The sequence below is a fragment of the Nitratireductor sp. GISD-1A_MAKvit genome (assembly GCF_040819555.1).
Lineage (GTDB): Bacteria > Pseudomonadota > Alphaproteobacteria > Rhizobiales > Rhizobiaceae > Nitratireductor.
This window is the reverse complement of the sequence record NZ_CP161920.1, coordinates 3,129,597-3,147,255: the sequence shown is the minus strand read 5'-3', so window position 1 is coordinate 3,147,255 and position 17,659 is coordinate 3,129,597. Positions and strand designations below refer to the sequence as shown.

Annotated in this window: 8 protein-coding genes and 1 pseudogene; 2 read left to right on the top strand and 7 right to left on the bottom strand. The window is 62.5% G+C overall.

The window, feature by feature from the left end; translation table 11 throughout:
- The first annotated feature begins 134 nt into the window (after positions 1-134).
- Positions 135-1,313 carry a DegT/DnrJ/EryC1/StrS family aminotransferase gene (locus tag AB2N04_RS16440; RefSeq protein ID WP_367715605.1) on the top strand — a complete coding sequence of 393 codons (1,179 nt, stop codon included), beginning with the start codon at positions 135-137 and terminating at the stop codon, positions 1,311-1,313.
- Positions 1,303-2,109, top strand: coding sequence for a 4'-phosphopantetheinyl transferase superfamily protein (locus AB2N04_RS16435; RefSeq protein WP_367715603.1), 807 nt, complete (start codon positions 1,303-1,305; stop codon positions 2,107-2,109). The genes AB2N04_RS16440 and AB2N04_RS16435 overlap by 11 nt, the downstream gene beginning before the upstream one ends.
- Here AB2N04_RS16435 and AB2N04_RS16430 read toward each other — a convergent pair.
- The 7 genes and pseudogenes from AB2N04_RS16430 to AB2N04_RS16400 all read right to left on the bottom strand — a co-directional run bounded on the left by AB2N04_RS16430 (position 2,079) and on the right by AB2N04_RS16400 (position 17,500).
- Positions 2,079-2,912 (bottom strand): hypothetical protein, encoded by an 834-nt coding sequence (locus tag AB2N04_RS16430; protein WP_367715601.1) that lies wholly within the window; start codon positions 2,910-2,912, stop codon positions 2,079-2,081. The two genes, AB2N04_RS16435 and AB2N04_RS16430, sit on opposite strands and share 31 nt — an antisense overlap.
- Positions 2,848-3,657, bottom strand: coding sequence for a hypothetical protein (locus AB2N04_RS16425; RefSeq protein ID WP_367715599.1), 810 nt, complete (start codon positions 3,655-3,657; stop codon positions 2,848-2,850). Before AB2N04_RS16425 ends, AB2N04_RS16430 begins: the two co-directional genes overlap by 65 nt.
- 22 nt (positions 3,658-3,679) lie before the next feature.
- Positions 3,680-6,475, bottom strand: a complete 2,796-nt coding sequence (locus AB2N04_RS16420; RefSeq protein ID WP_367715597.1) for a condensation domain-containing protein — start codon at positions 6,473-6,475, stop codon at positions 3,680-3,682.
- Positions 6,472-13,569, bottom strand: a complete 7,098-nt coding sequence (locus AB2N04_RS16415) for an amino acid adenylation domain-containing protein (protein ID WP_367715595.1) — start codon at positions 13,567-13,569, stop codon at positions 6,472-6,474. The genes AB2N04_RS16420 and AB2N04_RS16415 overlap by 4 nt, the downstream gene beginning before the upstream one ends.
- Positions 13,570-13,681: 112 nt before the next feature.
- Positions 13,682-14,368 (bottom strand): annotated as a pseudogene (locus AB2N04_RS16410) (beta-ketoacyl synthase N-terminal-like domain-containing protein); the annotation flags it as partial.
- A gap of 83 nt (positions 14,369-14,451) precedes the next feature.
- Complete coding sequence (locus AB2N04_RS16405; protein ID WP_367715593.1) at positions 14,452-16,389, bottom strand: amino acid adenylation domain-containing protein; 1,938 nt, start codon at positions 16,387-16,389, stop codon at positions 14,452-14,454.
- A 247-nt stretch (positions 16,390-16,636) separates the two neighbouring features.
- The gene (locus tag AB2N04_RS16400) at positions 16,637-17,500 is read right to left on the bottom strand and encodes a glycoside hydrolase family 16 protein (protein ID WP_367715591.1); all 864 of its coding nucleotides are present in this window, start codon (positions 17,498-17,500) and stop codon (positions 16,637-16,639) included.
- Positions 17,501-17,659 lie beyond the last annotated feature (159 nt).

Genomic DNA, 17,659 nt, shown 5'->3' with positions numbered 1-17,659 from the left:
ATTGCCGGGTAGGGCGAAACGCTTCGCCGCTACATTATTGGATTATTTGAAAACCCCATGTCCCGGGCATACGCTTCAGGGACAATTGGGGCGCCGCGGGCGTGGCTCGCCCGTCGGCCAAGCGGGAAAACACCATGGCAAAAGTTGGTTTGCGCGAGTGGCTGGCCATCGGCGGGGTCATCGCCTCGGGGCGTCTTGCCCGATATGGCGGTCCCGGCGAGGGGCCGCTCGACCGGTTCGAAAGGGCTTTTTCCGAAAAATTCGGTGTCAGGCATGTGCTGACGGTCAGCAGCGGCACTGGCGCGTTGATCAGTGCTCTGGCTTCCGCCGGCGTGGGACCCGGCGACGAGGTGCTCGTGCCGGCCTATACATGGATCGCAACGGCCGCCTCGGTGCTCGCGGTGGGAGCTGTTCCCGTCATCGTCGATATCGACGAAACGCTGACCATGGATCCCGAAGACATCGCGCGCAAGATCACCCAGCGCACTCGAGCCATTCTGCCGGTGCACATGGCCAACATGGTCTGCGACATGGCGGCGATCACGGCACTTGCCCGCCAGAACGGCCTCGTGGTGATCGAGGATGCCTGCCAGGCGGTGGGCGTGAGCTATCGGGGACAGCGCGTCGGCACGATCGGCGACATTGGCGCTTTCAGCTTCAACCAGTTCAAGAACATGAACATCGGCGAGGGCGGTGCTGTGGCCTCCCGGAGCGACCGGTATTTTGCCCGTGCGCGCATGTATCACGATGTGGGCGAACTCTTTCGCGGGCATCTCGACAACTATAACGAGCCGAGCTTTTTCGGCGTGAACTTCAAGGCAAGCCAGATCCAGGGTGCGATGCTCAACGTGCAGCTTGGAAAGCTCGATCCCATGCTGCGCCGCATGCGCAGGCGGCATCGGGTCATGTCGCACATTCTGTCGGGCAGCGACGCCTTCCGTCTTGGACCGCACAATGACCCGCAAAACGCCGTCGGCCTTCATTTGCTCTTTGAGACGGAAGGCGAGGCGAAGGCTTTTGCCGCGCAAAACCGGCGGGGCGTCCATCGGGTTTTCGATTCAAGTCGCCATGTGTGTACCCACTGGACTCCGATCCTGGAAAAGAGGGCATTCCATCCGGCGATGAACCCTTTTGGCTGGGCGTCGGCGGATGTGGAATACGGGCCCGAGATGTGCGCCCGCTCGCTGGATATTCTGAAGCGCACCTGCCGCATCAGTCTTGGAGAAAATTACCCCACGGCGCTCATGGCCTATCTCGCCCGCCGCATGGCAGGCCGGAGTGTGCTTGAAAGGCGGTTCTCGTATGCAGCTTAAACCCGCAAGCGTCGGTGCCGGCACGATCGATGTCTGGCAGTGGTCACTCGATGTTCCCCTGGAGGCGCTGCCGCCGCTCGTCTCGGCTCTCAGCGAGGCGGAGTTCGCACGCGCCTCTCGCTTCGTGCATGAGCAGCACCGGCTGCGTTTCATCGCCGGGAGGGGGCGGTTGCGTGCGATCCTCGGATCCTATCTCGACGTCGCGGCAAACCGTCTCGCTTTTTCATACAATGCCTTTGGCAAACCCCGGCTTGCCGGGCGCGGTGAACCGCCGCTTCATTTCAATCTCAGTCACAGCGGCCCGACGGCGGTTCTCGCCGTTTCCGACCGCTATCAGCTCGGCATAGACATCGAGCGCGTTCTTCCGTTCCGGGAAAATCTCGCAGAGCACTTTTTCTCCGGGGCTGAGAACGAAGCGCTGAAGGTGGTGCCGGCGCAGGATTATCTTGGAGCGTTTTTCCGCTGCTGGACACGCAAGGAAGCGTTCGTGAAGGCGCATGGAGCGGGGCTTTCGCTGCCGCTTGAATCCTTTGATGTCACCATCGATCCCGTCGGTGAGCCGCGACTGCTGCGGCTCGATGGCGTGGACGATGCGCCGGCCCAGTGGCAGTTTCTCAACCTCACCCTGCCGCGTGGCTATGTCGGCGCGGTCGCGGCGCTGACGGCCGGAAATGCCGTTTCGCTGAACTATCGCGGCGGCACGCTTCAGCCTGCCCGGCGAGAAAGGCGCGGGGCCTGGCGGCCCGCAGCACGGATCGAACGTCATCAGGCGTTGAGCCGCGCATCCAGAATATAGCGTGAGCCGCTCGCATCGAAATGATGGCAGCCGGTCAGGCCCGGTTTGAAATCGGGCAGGATGCGGCGCACACATGTTTCCCGATAATCATCAAGGTCCAGTTGTTCGATCTTCATGATGTTGAGACCGTAGCCATAGATGCCGTGCGCATTGTACTGCGCCGGTCGGTAAAGCCGGCGATGGCGTGAGAAGATGCGGCCGGCATTGCGTGCCGTGGCGCTGCCCACAACAATGGGATTCCGCCGATGGGGAACGATCCGTTTCAATTCCGGTCCGTCGACCTGGAACGCGTATAGCGCGGAGCAGTGGTCCTCGAACGCATGATGTTCTGAAAGATTGGTGAAAAGCCACCACTGACCGCGATGTTTGAAAAGCGTGCTGTCGGCGGTCGACCATCCTTCAAAGGCCCGGGAATAGGGCTCCCAGATCAACGGAAAACTCACCGCGCGCCAGATTTCGATGCGCTTCCTCTGATGCGTCTCCGGCATGAGGAAAATCTCGTCCCCCTCGCGGAAAACGAAGGGAAACGAGAGGTGTTCGCTGCCACCCAGCGCTATGCCGATGGGTTCAAAGCCGCTGCGGGTGATTTCGCCCACGGCGATGTGCGCTTTGGTATCGCCCAGTCCATAGTTCTCGTAGAATAGATAGGTCCGCCCCTCATGGTGAAAAAGGAAGGGATCGGCCCTGATGGCCGTGTCCGTCGGCGGGATCTCGATGGCTTCGCTGGGCTCGAAATCGTCAATGGCGCCGCGCCCGCTGAAAAGCGTCCAGACGGCGGTTTCCTGATGAGAGGCACGCCGCATGGTCTTGAGCGCGCGCTGCGCTATGTTTTTTGTGAGTGCCGCTGCATAGCGGCCTGTCCTGAAAATGCCGGGCGGCCCTGAGCGCCTGGACGGCATCGGGGGCTTTGAGCGGCTTTGGCAGTTTGCCGGTATCCGCGACGCGTCTGAGTTCACGCATTAAAAGCAGAACCGACTTTTCCTTGATGAAGGCGGCATTGCGCGCCGCACTGAATTTCACATTGAATTCGGCCTGCGCGATGACGCGCCTTTCCGGGTGCCGTGCCGTTTCCAGAAAAAGCGAGAGCTGGCTAGTCGGAGCACCGGCCGCCATATCGGCGATGCCGTCCCAACTCGCCGAGCCCGACTGCGTGAAAACATGGCTGAGCGACCAGACGCCGAGCGGGAGAGCATTAAGAATTGCCTCAGGCAAATCTGCATTGCGGTGGCGAAGGATGATGTCGAGTTGCGGTCCGTGCCGGTCTCCATTCGCGACAGCATTGGCCAGCGGGATATTGAGTATGGCTTTTCGCGCGCGCTCGAACCGCTTTGCGCTATAGCCCGACTGACGCGCAAATAGCGCACCGTCAAATCGTGCCACCATTCTGGTGAGCATGTTGGCCTTTGCGCCAGCCGGTTTCGAAGTATCGAGAAACGCGACAAGCCGGAAACGGCGGTCCGCAAGCAGCCGCTCGATGAGTTGAAGCTCCCAGTTTTCAAAAGGCTGTCCTGCCTCGCGCATGATGCCGATGCGCAGGGGCGCCGCCACCTTCGCCTGCTTTCCATGCATTTTAGGAACGGCGGTCAGCGGAGCCTCCCAGTTCAAGACGCTCGCCCAGCACAGATGAAAGCTTGTCGATCCCCATTTCGCTGAGCGAATCCTCGTGCCAGCCGCTGAGATCAAAAACCGGCGATTCATCCGGCACGAAACCACGCCACCCGAACAAAAGCCGCCTTGCACGCCGGTGTGTGGCCTGGCTGCGGAAGAAGAGAACGGTTTCGCCGGAAAGCGCGCGCGGACTGTAGCGCCGGGCCGCACGAACGAGATACCGGGTAACCGCTTCGGTCGTTTCTTCTTCTTCGCTCATGGCACGGGAAGGCGCAAAGCGCTCGATGAGCCTGAGCGAAAGGCTGAACTCCTTCAGATAGGTTATCAGCGGCATCCGCCCGCGCAGAAGCTTACCGGAAAAGTAGAGAAGCCGCTTTACGCGTTTCTCGGTGTTCCAGCGCCAGCGGGTCATGGCCGGTTGCGAACGCACATAACCGGGCGCCCAGCTGTCGATCAGCGCGACAAAACTCACATCATGACCCCGGGCCCGCAACTGGCGGGTCATCTCGGCGGCCAGGATGCCGTTGACGCAAAGCCCCACCAGCGCAACCGTTTTGGGCGTATCGCCGAGCTGCATCGCATCCACTGCGTCGCCGGCGATCTTTTCCAGCGAGAAGCCTTCGGTTTCTTCATCGATCCTCGCATTGAACATGTGAAGATTGACGACGGAGGCATGGCCGGGAAGCGATTTCGCCATCCGGTAATAGAGGAAGGGGTGGTTGAGCGTATAGACCGCGCAATCTCCGCTGCCCTGCCGGTAGATCGTCGTTTCCCAGTCGACGGTGACCGGCGACGGAGCCTCCGGTTCTTCCGCCGGTTCTGTGACGGGTTCGGGCTGTGTGCCGAAGATCGCCGATGCGAATCCCGAGAGCGTCGGCTCCCTGAAGAGGAGGGCGAGATCAGGCTGTACTCCGAAGGCCTCGCGCACGCCGGAGAACATTCTGAGAGCCAGAAGCGAATGTCCGCCCAGTGCAAAAAAGTCGTCGTTTGCATCCACCCGCGGCACGTCAAGCACGCGCGCCCATATCCGGCCAAGCTCCACCTGCCTGTCTGTCGAAGGTGCCGGATTTTTTACCGAAACATCGTTGTCGTCCGGCGACATGGCCGGCAATTCGAGTGTGTCGTTCATCCGTTCTGGCAGGGAAAGAAGAACGTTGATAACGGATGGCAGATCATCCTTCGGCAGCCGTTCGGCCAGATAGGCGTTCAGCAGCGCCGGAAGGGTCTCGAGCGGCACCATGAGCCCTGCACTCGGCACCACGAAGGCGTGGGGCGGACTAGACGGTTCATCCTGTCGGATGGCGACATCGGCGACATCCGGGTGCGCGCGAAGCAGCGCTTCCAGCCGCGATGCCGGCTTTGGCTGCGCTTCCTTCGGCAATGTGCCGGCACGAACCGGCCCCGCCATCGCGCCGATCTTCGCCTGCGGATCGTCAAGCGCTAAGGCATAGGCTTTCTGCCAGAGATCGAGCAGTTCCCGCGCGGTCGCTTCGTCGAAGAGATCGGTATTGTATTCCACCGACATGCGCCAGCCGGTCGGTCGGCCGATCATGATGAAGTTGAGATCATAGATCACGCCCGGCGATTGCGACGGGGCGCTGATCAGCTCGAAATCGCCATAGCGCGTGTCTTCCAGAAAGGCCTTTTGCTGGTTGAAGTTCACCGAGACGAGCGGATTGCGGGCAGGGTCCCGCACCGGGTTGATCAGCTCGACAAGATTGTTGAACGGCATCTTCTGGTGGTTGAGCGCCGCCCCCACGGTAGCGCTGACCCTTGAGAGATGGTCGGCGAAGCTCAGTTCCTCACCGATATCGAAACGCAGAACGAGATTGTTGATGAAAACGCCGATCAGGTTCTCCAGATCCACGTCGTCACGCCCTGCGATCTGCGTCCCGAACAGCACTTCGCGTTCGCCCGTATAGTGGTGCAGCGCTGCGCTGATGACCGCCGCGCCGTAGCTGAAAAGCGAAACATGATGCGCCCGCGCCGCAGCCTCGATCCGCTCGCCAAATTCCAGCGGCAGCGCGGCGGAAAGGATCTCGCCGCGGCTGGTTTTCACGCGGCCGCGCGGCCGGTCGGGTCTGATCTCGAAATAGGGCGCATCGCGCAACTGCTCGCGCCAGTAGGTCTTCTCCGCCTCGAAGCCGTAACTGTTGCGGTATTCTTCCTGCCACAGCGCGAAATCGCCATATTGCAGCGCCAGCTCCGGCAGGTGCGGCGCGCGTTTCGCGTCGATGGCCGCTGCGAGCTCCCCCACTTCGCGCCCCAGAACGCGGATCGACCAGCCGTCGAAACAGCTCTGATGCGCGGTGATGAGTATGAAGCCGCGCCTGTTCTCCACCATCAGGAGCGTGACGCGGAAGAGCCCCGGTTGACTGAGGTCGAAGGGTGCTGCCGCCGTCTCCCTGCTGATCGACTGGATGCGCGCCTCGCGCTGGTCTTTCGGCACGTGGCGCAGGTCGATGACCGGCATGCGGAACTCGACCCCGCGCACCACCTGCTGCATGGGTTTCCCATCCGTCTCGACAAAACGCGTGCGCAGGATTTCGTGTCGCTGGATGATCTGCCGGAAAGCCTCTTCGATACTTTCGGTTCTGAAACTCCCGCGAATTTCCCAACGCACGGCAACGTTGAGCGCGGGATTTCCCGGGTTCAGGCGATCCAGGAACCAGCAGCGCATCTGCGTCTGCGTGCAGGGAAATTCGCCGATGATGTCGCTCGCGGCGAGTGCCCGCGACCTGTGTTCGATGTCGCTCATCCGTGTGCCTCCATGCGGCGGCGCGCGCCATGACGAAAATCTTTCAGCGAAGGCACATGCGGCTTGATCCCGTTCGCGGTCTCGCCATCGGCCTCATCGGCGATCAGCGCCAGTTCCCCGATGGTGGGATGCTGCAGCAGATGCCGCGCCTCCAGCGGCAGGCCGGCATCGATCATCCGGGCTGCGATGCGGAAGATGCTGAGCGAATCCGCCCCCAGCGCGTAGATGTTTTCCTCCACGCCGATTTCGGGAATGTTGAGCACATCGCGCCAGATGGCGGAAAGCTGCTCCTCCATCGGTGTGCGCGGCGCGGTGCGGATGATGGCTGCCTCTTGGCGCGGGATGCCCTGCTTTTCGAGCGTCTTGCGGTCGAGCTTGCCATTGGCCGTCTGGGGCAGCGCTTCGGCATCGACCCAGAAGGCGGGCACCATGTGGCCGGGGAGATGCGCCTTCGCATGCGCGCTGAGCGCCTGTGCGGCAGGCGGGCTCGCGGGATCGTCCGGCACGGTGTGACACACCAGCTGCCGGTCGCCATTGCGGTTCACGGGGGCGACCACGGCGCACTGGCGCACGCCCTCGGCATTCGAAATGACCGCCTCAATGTCGCCGAGCTCGATACGGAAACCGCGCAGCTTGATCTGGTTGTCGCGCCGGCCCAGAAGCTGTAGCGAGCCATCAGCCAGGCGCCGTCCGACATCGCCCGTCTTGTAGAGCCGCTGTGGGACACCGCCAATCGACACATTGCGGAAAGCGGCCTGCGTCTGTTCGGCATTGTTGAAATAGCCGGTTGCCAGCCCGTCGCCGCCAATGTTCAGTTCGCCCGTCACGCCCACGGGCGCAAGCCGGTTGCGCGCGTCCAGAATGTAGAGCTGGGTGTTGGCGATGGGCTGGCCGATGGTGATCGGCGCATCCGGATCGTCGATCCGCGCGACCGATGACCAGATCGTGGTCTCGGTCGGTCCGTACATGTTCCACAATTCCCCGCCCAGTGCGCAGAGGCTCCGCGCCAGCGTTGCGGCTAGCGGTTCGCCGCCGCACAGCATCTTGAGCGTCTTTCTTTCGCCAAGCCCCGCTTCGACAAGCATCTGCCAGAGCGTCGGCGTTGCCTGCAAAACGGTTGCACCACAGTCCTCAAGGCGCTTCACAAGCCGGAACCCGTCCTGCACCTCGATCCGGTCGGCGATCACCACACGCCCGCCGCAGATCAGTGGCAGGTAGAGTTCCAGCGCGGCGATGTCGAAGGAAATGGTGGTGACGGCAAGCAGCGTGTCGTCCGCCGCAAAACCGGGTTCCTTCGCCATGGAAGTGAGGAAGTTGACGAGTGCGTTGTGCGGGACCTCCACGCCCTTGGGCACACCCGTCGAGCCTGATGTGAAAATGATGTAGGCCGTAGACCGCGTGCCATGAACCCGCTCTTCCAGCGGTGTCGCATCCCCGGCGGCGATCACCTCCCGCTCGTGATCGAGCCGGATCGGCAGAACGTCTTCACCGGCAAGGTCCGCAATCCTGTCACTCTTGCAGATCACGGCGGAGATTTTGGCCGCCTCCATAGTCTGCCGCAGCCGCGCTTCGGGATGGTCCGGATCAAGCGGCACATAGATGTGGTCGGCCTTCATGATCGCCAGCAGCGTCACCAGCATGTCGATCGAGCGGTCGAGCGCTACCGCGACACGGCAGCCGGGGACGAGCAGCTTTTCCTGGAGCAGGCGTGCCATTTGCCAGCTTCGCGCATCGAGTTCTCCATAGGTGATGCTTTCCTCGCCATGAGTGGCGGCGATGGCGTCGGGCGTCTCCGCCGCGCGATCGCCAAACAGCTCGAAGGCAAAGCGCTCATCGTCATAGGCCGCCTGCGTCTGGTTTAGCCCATAGGCAAGCCAGTCCATCTCGTCCTGAGACATGAGGGGCAGGCGCTCGATGGGTTTGGACATATCTTCTGCCAGCGCCTCAACCAGCGTAGCGAAATGGCCGAGCCAGCGTTCGATGGTTTCCGGATCGAACACGTCGCCATTGTAGTCGACATCGATGCGAATGCCGTCCTCGCTTTCGATCATGTTGGCGAACATGTCGAAATTCGAAAATGCTTTCGGATTGGGTGTCACCTCGGCGGCAAGCCCGCCAAAATCCATTCCCTTCGTCACCCGCTCCAGATTGAACTGGATTTCGGTCAGGGGCAGGCGGCTGGGATCGCGCTTCAGGCCAAGCTTCCGCACCAGCGTTCCATAGGTGAAGTCCTGATGCTCGAAAGCCTGAAGAACCAGTTGCTGCGTGTCCTTCAAATGCTCGGCGAAGGAGCGTTTATCGTTGAGCGTCTGCCGCAGGGGCAGAAGATTGACGCAATGGCCGACCAGCGTTTCGTCATCAAGCAGGCTCTGGCCTGCCGAAGGCACGGCGATCACGATGTCGTCGCTGCCTGAAAGCCGCGCGATCATCACCTGCATGGCTGCGAGCAGCGTGGAAAACAGCGTCGCGCCGTTCTTCGCCCCGGCCTTTTTAAGCCGCCTGTAGACATGGCTGTCGATATAAGCGGTGACGGTCCCGCCGGCAAAGCTGCGCTGTTCTGGGCGCGGCCGGTCGGTTGGCATGTCCGGCAGGTCCGGCACGGTCTCGAATTGCGAGAGCCAGAACCGCTCCGTCTCTTCATCGTCCTTAGCCCGGCTTGCGCGCGTCTGCGCATAGCTCGAGAAAGCCAGTGCCGGTGGCAGGTCAGGCGTTTCACCCTGCGCGAGCGCTCTATAGGCCGTTGCCAGCTCTTCGATCAGAACGTTCGCCGACCAGCCATCGCAAACGATGTGATGGGCCGTGAGTAAAAGCACGTGCCGGTCGTCTGACAGCCGCACAAGTTCTGCGCGCACCAGCGGGCCATTGACGAGATCGAACGGGGTGCGCGCTTCGCGCTCGACGATCTTTGCCAGTGCTTCGCTATCCGAAACCTCCGTCATCGGCATGTCGATGCGGAAGTCGGGCATCACCTCGAAATGCTCCCCTGTGCGTGCAAAACGGATGTGAAGCGCATCGTGTCGCGCAACGACAAGATCGAACGCCTTGCGGAATGCAGCTTCGTCCAGCGCGCCATCGAGCTTGAGATTGAAGGATTCGTTGAAGGAGCAGGAGGCTTCGTTACCGGCCTGGGCCGCAAGCCAGATTTCCTTCTGCGCCTCGGTCAGCGGAGCTTCTTGTGCGGGTCTTGCAGCAGGCCGATCAGTCCGATCTTCCCCCGCGATCAGAATTCCGGACCGCTGAAGTGCGTCGAGCGTCTCGCCGAAGACCGTTGCAATGCGCGAAAAGTCCTCTTCCGAATGCGCGGTCGTCAGGAAACAGGGATAGCCGTCCTGGACATGCAGGCCCTGCATCCGCGCATAGGGGTAAAACAGCGCGCCGAGCGGATCGGCACTGCTGAAATCTGTCACGAACCAGCTCTTGTAGCCGTGGATCTGCGTCGCGAGCCCGCGATCCGAAAGCTGGCCGTTCAACTCCGTGACGAGCGCTTCCGTGCGGGTGGCCACCCGGTCATAGAGTGCGCGGCCTTCACCCTTGATGTGCTCAAGCACGGCACGCGTCGCCGCCAGCACCACGGGATGGCGCACGAACGTACCCGCAAAGAACGTGGGCGCGACCATGGGAACGCTGTCGTCGCCGTAATCCCAGAGCCCGCCGTCGAGCGCATCCATGTAACGGCTGTCCCCGGCCAGAACACCGATCGGCATTCCGCCGCCCAGCACCTTGCCATAGGTGGCGAGGTCGCCGCGTATGCCCCACACGGCCTGCATGCCGCCGGGGTCGACGCGGAAGCCCGTCACCACCTCGTCGAAGACCAGTGCGAAATCGCGTTCCGTTGCGAGTGCGCGCAGCGCACGCACGAATTCGACCGGCTGCAGCTCCGGATGGCGGCTTTGCACCGGCTCGATGATGACGGCCGCAAGATCGTCCGCATTGGCGCGGATCCAATCGAGGCTCTCTGGCGCGCCATAGGGCAGAACCGTGATGTTCGACAGGGAGCCTGCCGGAATGCCGGCGGCAATGGGCAAGGTGCGATGCTGTCCCGCACGGTTGTGGCCCTTGACCAGAACCTCGTCGAACTGGCCGTGATAGTCATTGCCGAAAACGACGATGCGGTCGCGGCCCGTCACCGTGCGCGCAACCCGCATGGCGGCCATCACGGCTTCCGATCCGGTGTTGCAGAAGGTGACGCGGCTGTGCCCGGTCAGTTCGCTGATCAGGTCCGCCACCTCGCCGGCGAGCGGTGTCTGCGGGCCGATTGCGAAGCCCCTGTCGGTCTGGGCGCGGATCGCCTCGACCACGAAATCGGGGGCGTGGCCGAAGGCGGTTTGCCCCATGCCGTTCACGAGATCGATATATTCATTGCCATCGATATCCCAGATGCGCGATCCCTTCGAGCGATCGGAGACTATCGGAAATACCAGTTCCTTCCAGTCGGCGCGAAAGCCGGAGGCCGCGCGCGGATCGGCCAGCTGCGGCCGGTGCTCCTGCGTGAACGCTTTGGACCGCGCGTTCTTCTCGCAATAGCGGGCAACCAGATCATTGATGAAGGCGCGATTTTCCTTTGTGAGTTCCTGTTCACCGGTCTGCACGCCCGGTTTGAACAACCGGATGCGCCCGCCACCGATTTCGCTGTCGCTGCTGCTGGCTCCCGGGGCTGGCGTGGGTGCCGATACGGAGGAAGCCTGCGGTGCGGCCGGTGGCGCTGCCATCGGGTTTGAACTCCCGAGCGACTGTATTGCCGCAAATTGCTGCGCAAAAAGTTGCTGCGCCATCTGCAATTGGGACTGGAAAAGCGCCTCGAGCCCATGAGGTGCCTGTGGGGTTCCATTCGCCACTGAAGATGGCGCAGCAGACGCGACGTCCGGCGTGGGGGGGACCTGAGCCACCGGAGGGGGAGACACCGCCTGCACGGCGTCCGCCGGCAGTTCGGTGTCGAGGTGTCGCGCCAGTTCATGAACGGTCGGAATGTTGCCGAGCAGTTCGCGGAAGGAGAGCTTGATCCTGTATTCCTTCTCCACCTTCTGCGCGAACTGGCCAATGAAGAGGGAATCGAAGCCTAGCTCCAGAAAGGTCGCTCCCGCTGCATCGTCTGGCAGGTCTTCGCCTGAAAGCTCAGAGAGCAGGGCGGTCAGGGCGCGTTCCAGCGTGGCGCGCCGGTCGATTGTCGAGGGTGCAGCATTCATTGGGCTCATTCCGTCTGTCGAGATTGCCTGTACCGGCGTTCCGGGCAGCGGATTGGGAAGAGCCGCATGCGCCCGGTTCTCCGGCGTCGGTGCGTCGATCCAGTGCAACTGGCGCTGGAAGGGATAGGTCGGCAGCGGGATTTTCCGCTGAACCGTCTGTGGCAGGGTCGGCCAGTCGAGCCCGCAGCCGGCGATCCACGACCGCGCATGGGCTTCGGCAAAGACTTCTTCACCAAAGGATGCGCGGTCGTGTTCGGGCAGGGACTGGATAATGGCGGCGATGTCATCGCGCTTCAGCGTCTGCGCGGTGAAGACAGAAAGCGTGCGGCCGGGGCCGACCTCGATGAAGACGGGCCTGCGGTCGCGCGCGACGGTCTTGATGCCATCGGCAAAGCGCACCGCATCGCGGCAGTGGCGCGCCCAATAGGCGGGCGAAGCGCCCTGTGCGTCCGTCTGCCAGTCACCGCTTACGCAGGAGATGTAGGGAATGCTGGATGAACCGTATTCGACCTTTGCCGTCTCTTCCTCGAGCGCCCTGGCAGCCGCATCCATCATGGCCGAATGGAAGGCGTGCGAGGTGTGCAGCCGGCTATAGGCGATGCCCGCCGCATCAAGCGCCGCGCAGGTCTTGTCCATCGCCTCGAACATGCCGGAGATGACGCTGAGCTCCGGTGCGTTGAGGGCTGCGATCTCCACCCCGTCGCAAAGATGCTTTGCTGCGGTTTCGGCGTCCGCCCGCACCGAGACCATGGCTCCCCTGGGCTGGCTCTGCATCAGCCGTCCGCGCGCGGCCACCAGCCTGAGTCCGTCTTCGAAGCGCATCGTGCCTGAAAGCGTGGCGGCAACGAACTCGCCAACGCTGTGGCCGATCATGGCTTCAGGCATGAGGCCCCGGCTCATCCAGAGTTTTGCCGTCGCGTATTCGACGAGAAAGAGGGCGGGCTGGGCGATCTGCGTGTCGCGCAGTGCTTCGCAAAGCTCTTTTGGCGCGTCGCCATCTGGCAATCGAATGAAATCGCGAATATCGCGGCCGATCAGAGGCTCAAGGAAATCAGCACCCTTGTCGATCCATTCGGCAAAGTCCGGTTCGGTCTCATAAAGCGCGCCGCCCATGCCCACATGCTGCGCGCCCTGTCCGGGAAACATGAAGATCACCGGGGGAGCATCCTGTGCTGCCTCGCCGCTGATCGGGCGTTCTGCTTCAAGCGCGGCAATCGCTTCATCGCGCGTGCGGGCGACCACCGCCGTTCGGTGCGAAAAAGCGTGCCGCCCCTGCTGCAGCGTGTGCGCCACGGTGGCAAGCGGCTCTGTGCTCTCGCGCAGCGCTTCGGCCAAATTCTTGTGCATCGCGGCGAGGGTCGCCTCGTTGCGCGCAGAAAGCGGAAGGATGAGCGGTTTGTCTTGCACCTCTTCCAAAGCAGCAATTCTGTCGGGCGCCTGTTCGAGCACCACATGAACATTGGTGCCGCCGACGCCGAACGAGCTGACACCGGCGCGACGCCTTGCACCCTCTGCCATCCACGATTGGAGTTTTGTGGGGACACGGAACGGACTGCCGTCGAGCGTCATATGCGGGTTGGGCGATACGAAATTCGCCACCGGCGGAATCTCGCCGTCGCGCACCACGAGTGCCGCCTTGATGAGACCCGTGACGCCTGCAGCGGCGTCCAGATGGCCGATATTGCCTTTCACGGAGCCGAGCGCGCAGCGGCCTTCAGCGCAATCGCCGCCAAAAGCGTTCATCAGGCCGTTGAACTCGATGGGATCGCCGAGCGGCGTGGCAGTGCCGTGGCATTCCACATAGCCGATGCTCTCGGGGTCGATGCCGGCACTTGCAAGGGCTGCCGCAATGGCGTCGGCCCTGTCCCGAAACGCTGGGTGCGGTGTAGCCCACCTTGTCCGCGCCATCATTGTTGACGCCATAGCCGCGAATGACGGCATGGGTCGTGTCGCCATCCTCGATGGCGTCTTCAAGCCGCTTGAGAAGCACCACGCCGGCGCCGCTGCCGAAAACCGTGCCGCCTGCCTGCGCATCGAAGGGCCGGCAGAAACCGTCCGGCGAAACCATGCCGCCTTCCATGTGGATGTAGCCGCGTTTCTGCGGCACCGAGATCGACACACCGCCGGCCAGCGCCATGTCGCAGCCATAGGTCAGAAGGTTCTGGCAGGCCTGCGTCACGGCCAGAAGCGATGTGGAACAGGCCGACTGGATGGTGAAGGCCGGCCCTTTCAGGTCGAGCTTGTAGGCAACACGCGTCGCCAGCGTGTCGTTGATGGCGCCGACCAGTTCGTTGAACATGTCGACCTGATAGCCGGAGGTGAAGGATTCGGCCTTTTTCCGGTCGGACAGGATGTTGTTGATGAGATAGGTGCTCATTGCCGAGCCCGCGAAAACGCCGATCGACTGTTTCGCGCCAAAGGGATCGCAGCCCGCACTTTCCAGCGCTTCCCAGCAGATTTCCAGAAACAGCCGGAACTGCGGGTCGAGCACCGCCGCTTCGCGCGGATACATGCCGAAGAATTCCGCATCGAACATGCCCACATCGTCCAGACAGGGGCGGGAGGGCACATAGTCTGGCGAGGCGCGCGTCGCCTCGTCATAAGCGTCCTCGATTTCGTCGGCTGCAAAGGTGCGGAAGGCGTGACGTCCCTCGCGCACCATCTGCCACAGCGCATCGACCGAGGGCGCACCGGGAAAGCGCCCGGCCATGCCGATGATGGCAACGCTGCCGATGCCCTCATCCAGTTCCGTTACGGGTTCCATCGGCCCGGGAGTCATCGGGATGCGCTCGTTCATCGTCTGCTCCGGCGGAATTGTGACATGACCTCTCTCTGCCGAGCGGCGCGGCTTTGTGTTGCGGCGGTCTTCTGGAGACTGTCCGGCGCTTTCTCGAGGAAGGCCGCCAGACTGCGGATCTTCGGGTGTTGGAATACGCTCACCACATCGATGCTGCGGCCAAGCTCCTCTTCAAGCGCCGCATGCACGCGCATGAGCTGCATGGATGTCCCGCCGAGGTCGAAAAAGTTCTGATCCGGGCCGAAATTTTCGGTACCGAGCACCCGGCGCCAGTGCCGCGCGATGAGGGCTTCCATTCCTTCTGCCGGCGCTGCCTCTGGCGCCTGTGCTTCGCTCGGAGCCGGCAGGCGGGAGCGGTCAACCTTCCCGGCACGGTTCATGGGGAATTCCTGCAGAACGATGGCCCGCCCCGGCACCATATGCGCCGGCAATACGCCCTTCAGCCGCCCGAGAACGGCGGCGGCGAAGTCCCCTTCGTCATGCCCGTTCATCGTGTGCGGGCGAAGATAGGCGATCAGCCGCCTTGCCGATCCGGCCTGATGACACTCGACCACCGCATCGGCCAGATGGCTGTCACGACGCAGCGCGGTCTCGATCTCATCGAGCTCGATACGTTTGCCGTCGATTTTCACCTGCCGGTCGCGGCGGCCGCGAAAATGCAGGAGCCCGTCAGGGTCCATCACCGCCATGTCGCCCGTCAGATAGCAGCGCAGGCTCTCGCCATTCTTTGCGGTGATTGTGACGAAGCGTTCCTGCGTCAGCTCCGGGCGGTTCAGATAGCCGATGGCGAGCCCGTCGCCGGAAACCGCAAGCTGGCCTTCCCGCCCTGGCGGAAGCTCGCTGAGATCATCACCGAGAATGTGAAGACCGTTATTGGCGATGGAATAACCGATGGGCACCGTGTCGTCCTGCAGGTCGGCCGGAATGTCGAAGGTCGAGGCAATGACGGTGACTTCCGTCGGCCCATAGGCATTGGTCAGGCGGCATGTCGGATGAGCGGCGAGAAATCTCCGCGCATGATCGGCGGATGCCACTTCACCTCCGAAGAGGACATGCCGCAGCGAGTTGAGCTTGCCGCCGGAATGATCGACCAGGAGGTTGAAGAGCCCGGTGGTGAGCAGCATCACCGAGACGCGCTCCTTTCCGATCGTTTCGGCAATGCGCGGCATGGAGAGCGTGCGGTCGCCGATGCCAGCCAGCCGCGCCCCGTTCAAAAGCGCGCCCCAGATCTCGAATGTGGCGGCATCGAAGGAGATTGTCGCCGTATGCAGCACCACGTCATCCGGGCGGAAGTCGACAAAATTCTGGTCGCATACAAGCCGCTGGATGCCGCGGTGCGGAATGACCACACCCTTTGGACGCCCCGTTGAACCAGACGTGTACATCACATAGGCGGCATCGCCGCCGCCAACGGACGGAAACGCCGCAGCCGTCTCCCCACCGGTCTGAGTGGCAAGCGCCAGGTCTATGTCGACAAGCCGATCAGTCGCCACCGGCAGACCGGCTGCGAGCGAGGCGCTTTCGCGGTCTGTCATGAGTGCACGCGGCGCACAGTCCCGGGTCATGTAGGAGAGATGCTCCACCGGATAGGCGGGGTCGAAGGGGGCATAGGCCGCCCCTGCCTTCAGGACCGCCAGCTTGGCGATCAGCGTTTTCAGAGCGCGCGGCAGAAGAAGGCCGACAATGTCCCCCTTGCGCACTCCCATGGCGATGAGACGCGCGGCGAGTTCCGAGGTCGTTCGCTCGAGTGTGCCATACGTCATCTCCACACCGTCGAACGAGATGGCCGTTGCGTCGGGTCTGGTGCCGGCGATCCCGGCGACGATGTGATGCACTGCCACGTCGCGGTCATAGGCGCGCCGCGCCGCTGGCCGTGTGGCGGTGCCGGCGCCAATGTGGCCGGATCGCTCGGCGTGTTGCTGATTGTGATGCATGTAGACGCCCCGCCCGAAAAAGCCCGCGCCTATGTTTCAAGCATCCGAAAACGCTCTCTGATTATAGGGGAGGCGCAGGAAAGAATTGGTTCTCATGCCTTCGAAGAGAAGGATTTCACGCCCACCGACAAAGAGACAGATGGCCATCTGGATGATGTGCGGACCGGGGGGATGCCTGGTGCTTTCACGCGGATAGACCATTCGGTGGGGTAAGGGGCGGGCGAAGGACAGTGCCTATCCCAAAGCATTAGAGATCTCGGTCGAGGCGGTAGGCCCGCACATAGTCGACGATCATGTGCGAGGGGTCCGGAGTGTCGTCTTTTGTGGGCCCGTCGACCAGAGCCAGGTTGAGCAGGATGTAGAGCGGTTGCCTGTGTTCGGGCTGTGTCTCGGTCTTCCAGACGAATTCACGGTTGAAGTAAAAACGGATCCAGCCCGGATCCACTTTCACGCCATAGGTGTGAAACGCACCAGGGCGTGCTTCGACGAAGACCGCGTTGCGATGAAAGCGGGAGTAGTGGCGCCCGTCGCGATGCCAGACATGGACCACGGAGGAATAGCCCTCGGGTTTGTCGCCATAGAACTCGATCACGTCGATTTCGGCCGTGGCCTTCGAGCGATCCCTGCCGATAAGCCAGAATGCCGGCCAGACTCCCGGCCCCTCGGGCAATCGGGCACGCATTTCGAAATAGCCATACTGCTGCGAGAACCCGTTGCCATCCGCGTCCACCGAGGCAAGCAGTCCCGATTGCCAGTCGCCTTCCGGGTCGCGTTTCGCCTCAATGTGAAGCTTGCCGTCCACGATCCTGAAAGGAGAGCGCTCATCGGGATTGGCAAAGCGCGCACCGCCGAAGTCTCCTGCCCAGGGCGTGTGCGCGATCCAGCGCGTGCCGGGTCCCCAGGCAGAGACGTCGAGCGTGGCGAAATCCTCGTTGAAGGAGATTTCCATTGTCTCCACATTCAACATGTCAGACTGGGTTGGGAGTTGATCCCCGGCGAGGGATGAGCCGGGCACAAATGCAGTGACAAGAGACATGGCCAAAACCGCCGCGCCGCCGACGAGTGCGCGCCGGCGTGACAGATGAGGCGGTTTTCCTGTGGCGAATGACACGGCAGATACCTCCTGTCAGGAAGCGTAGCATTGCCCTGCTTTTTCCAGGTACTCAGCCAAATGCCGCCCCACTGGCCATAAGTGGTAACCGGCAAAGCGGGACGCTCCGCCGCTTGCGTGGTATCATTAGCCGGGTTTGTGCCGTCTCTGCGGCTAAAG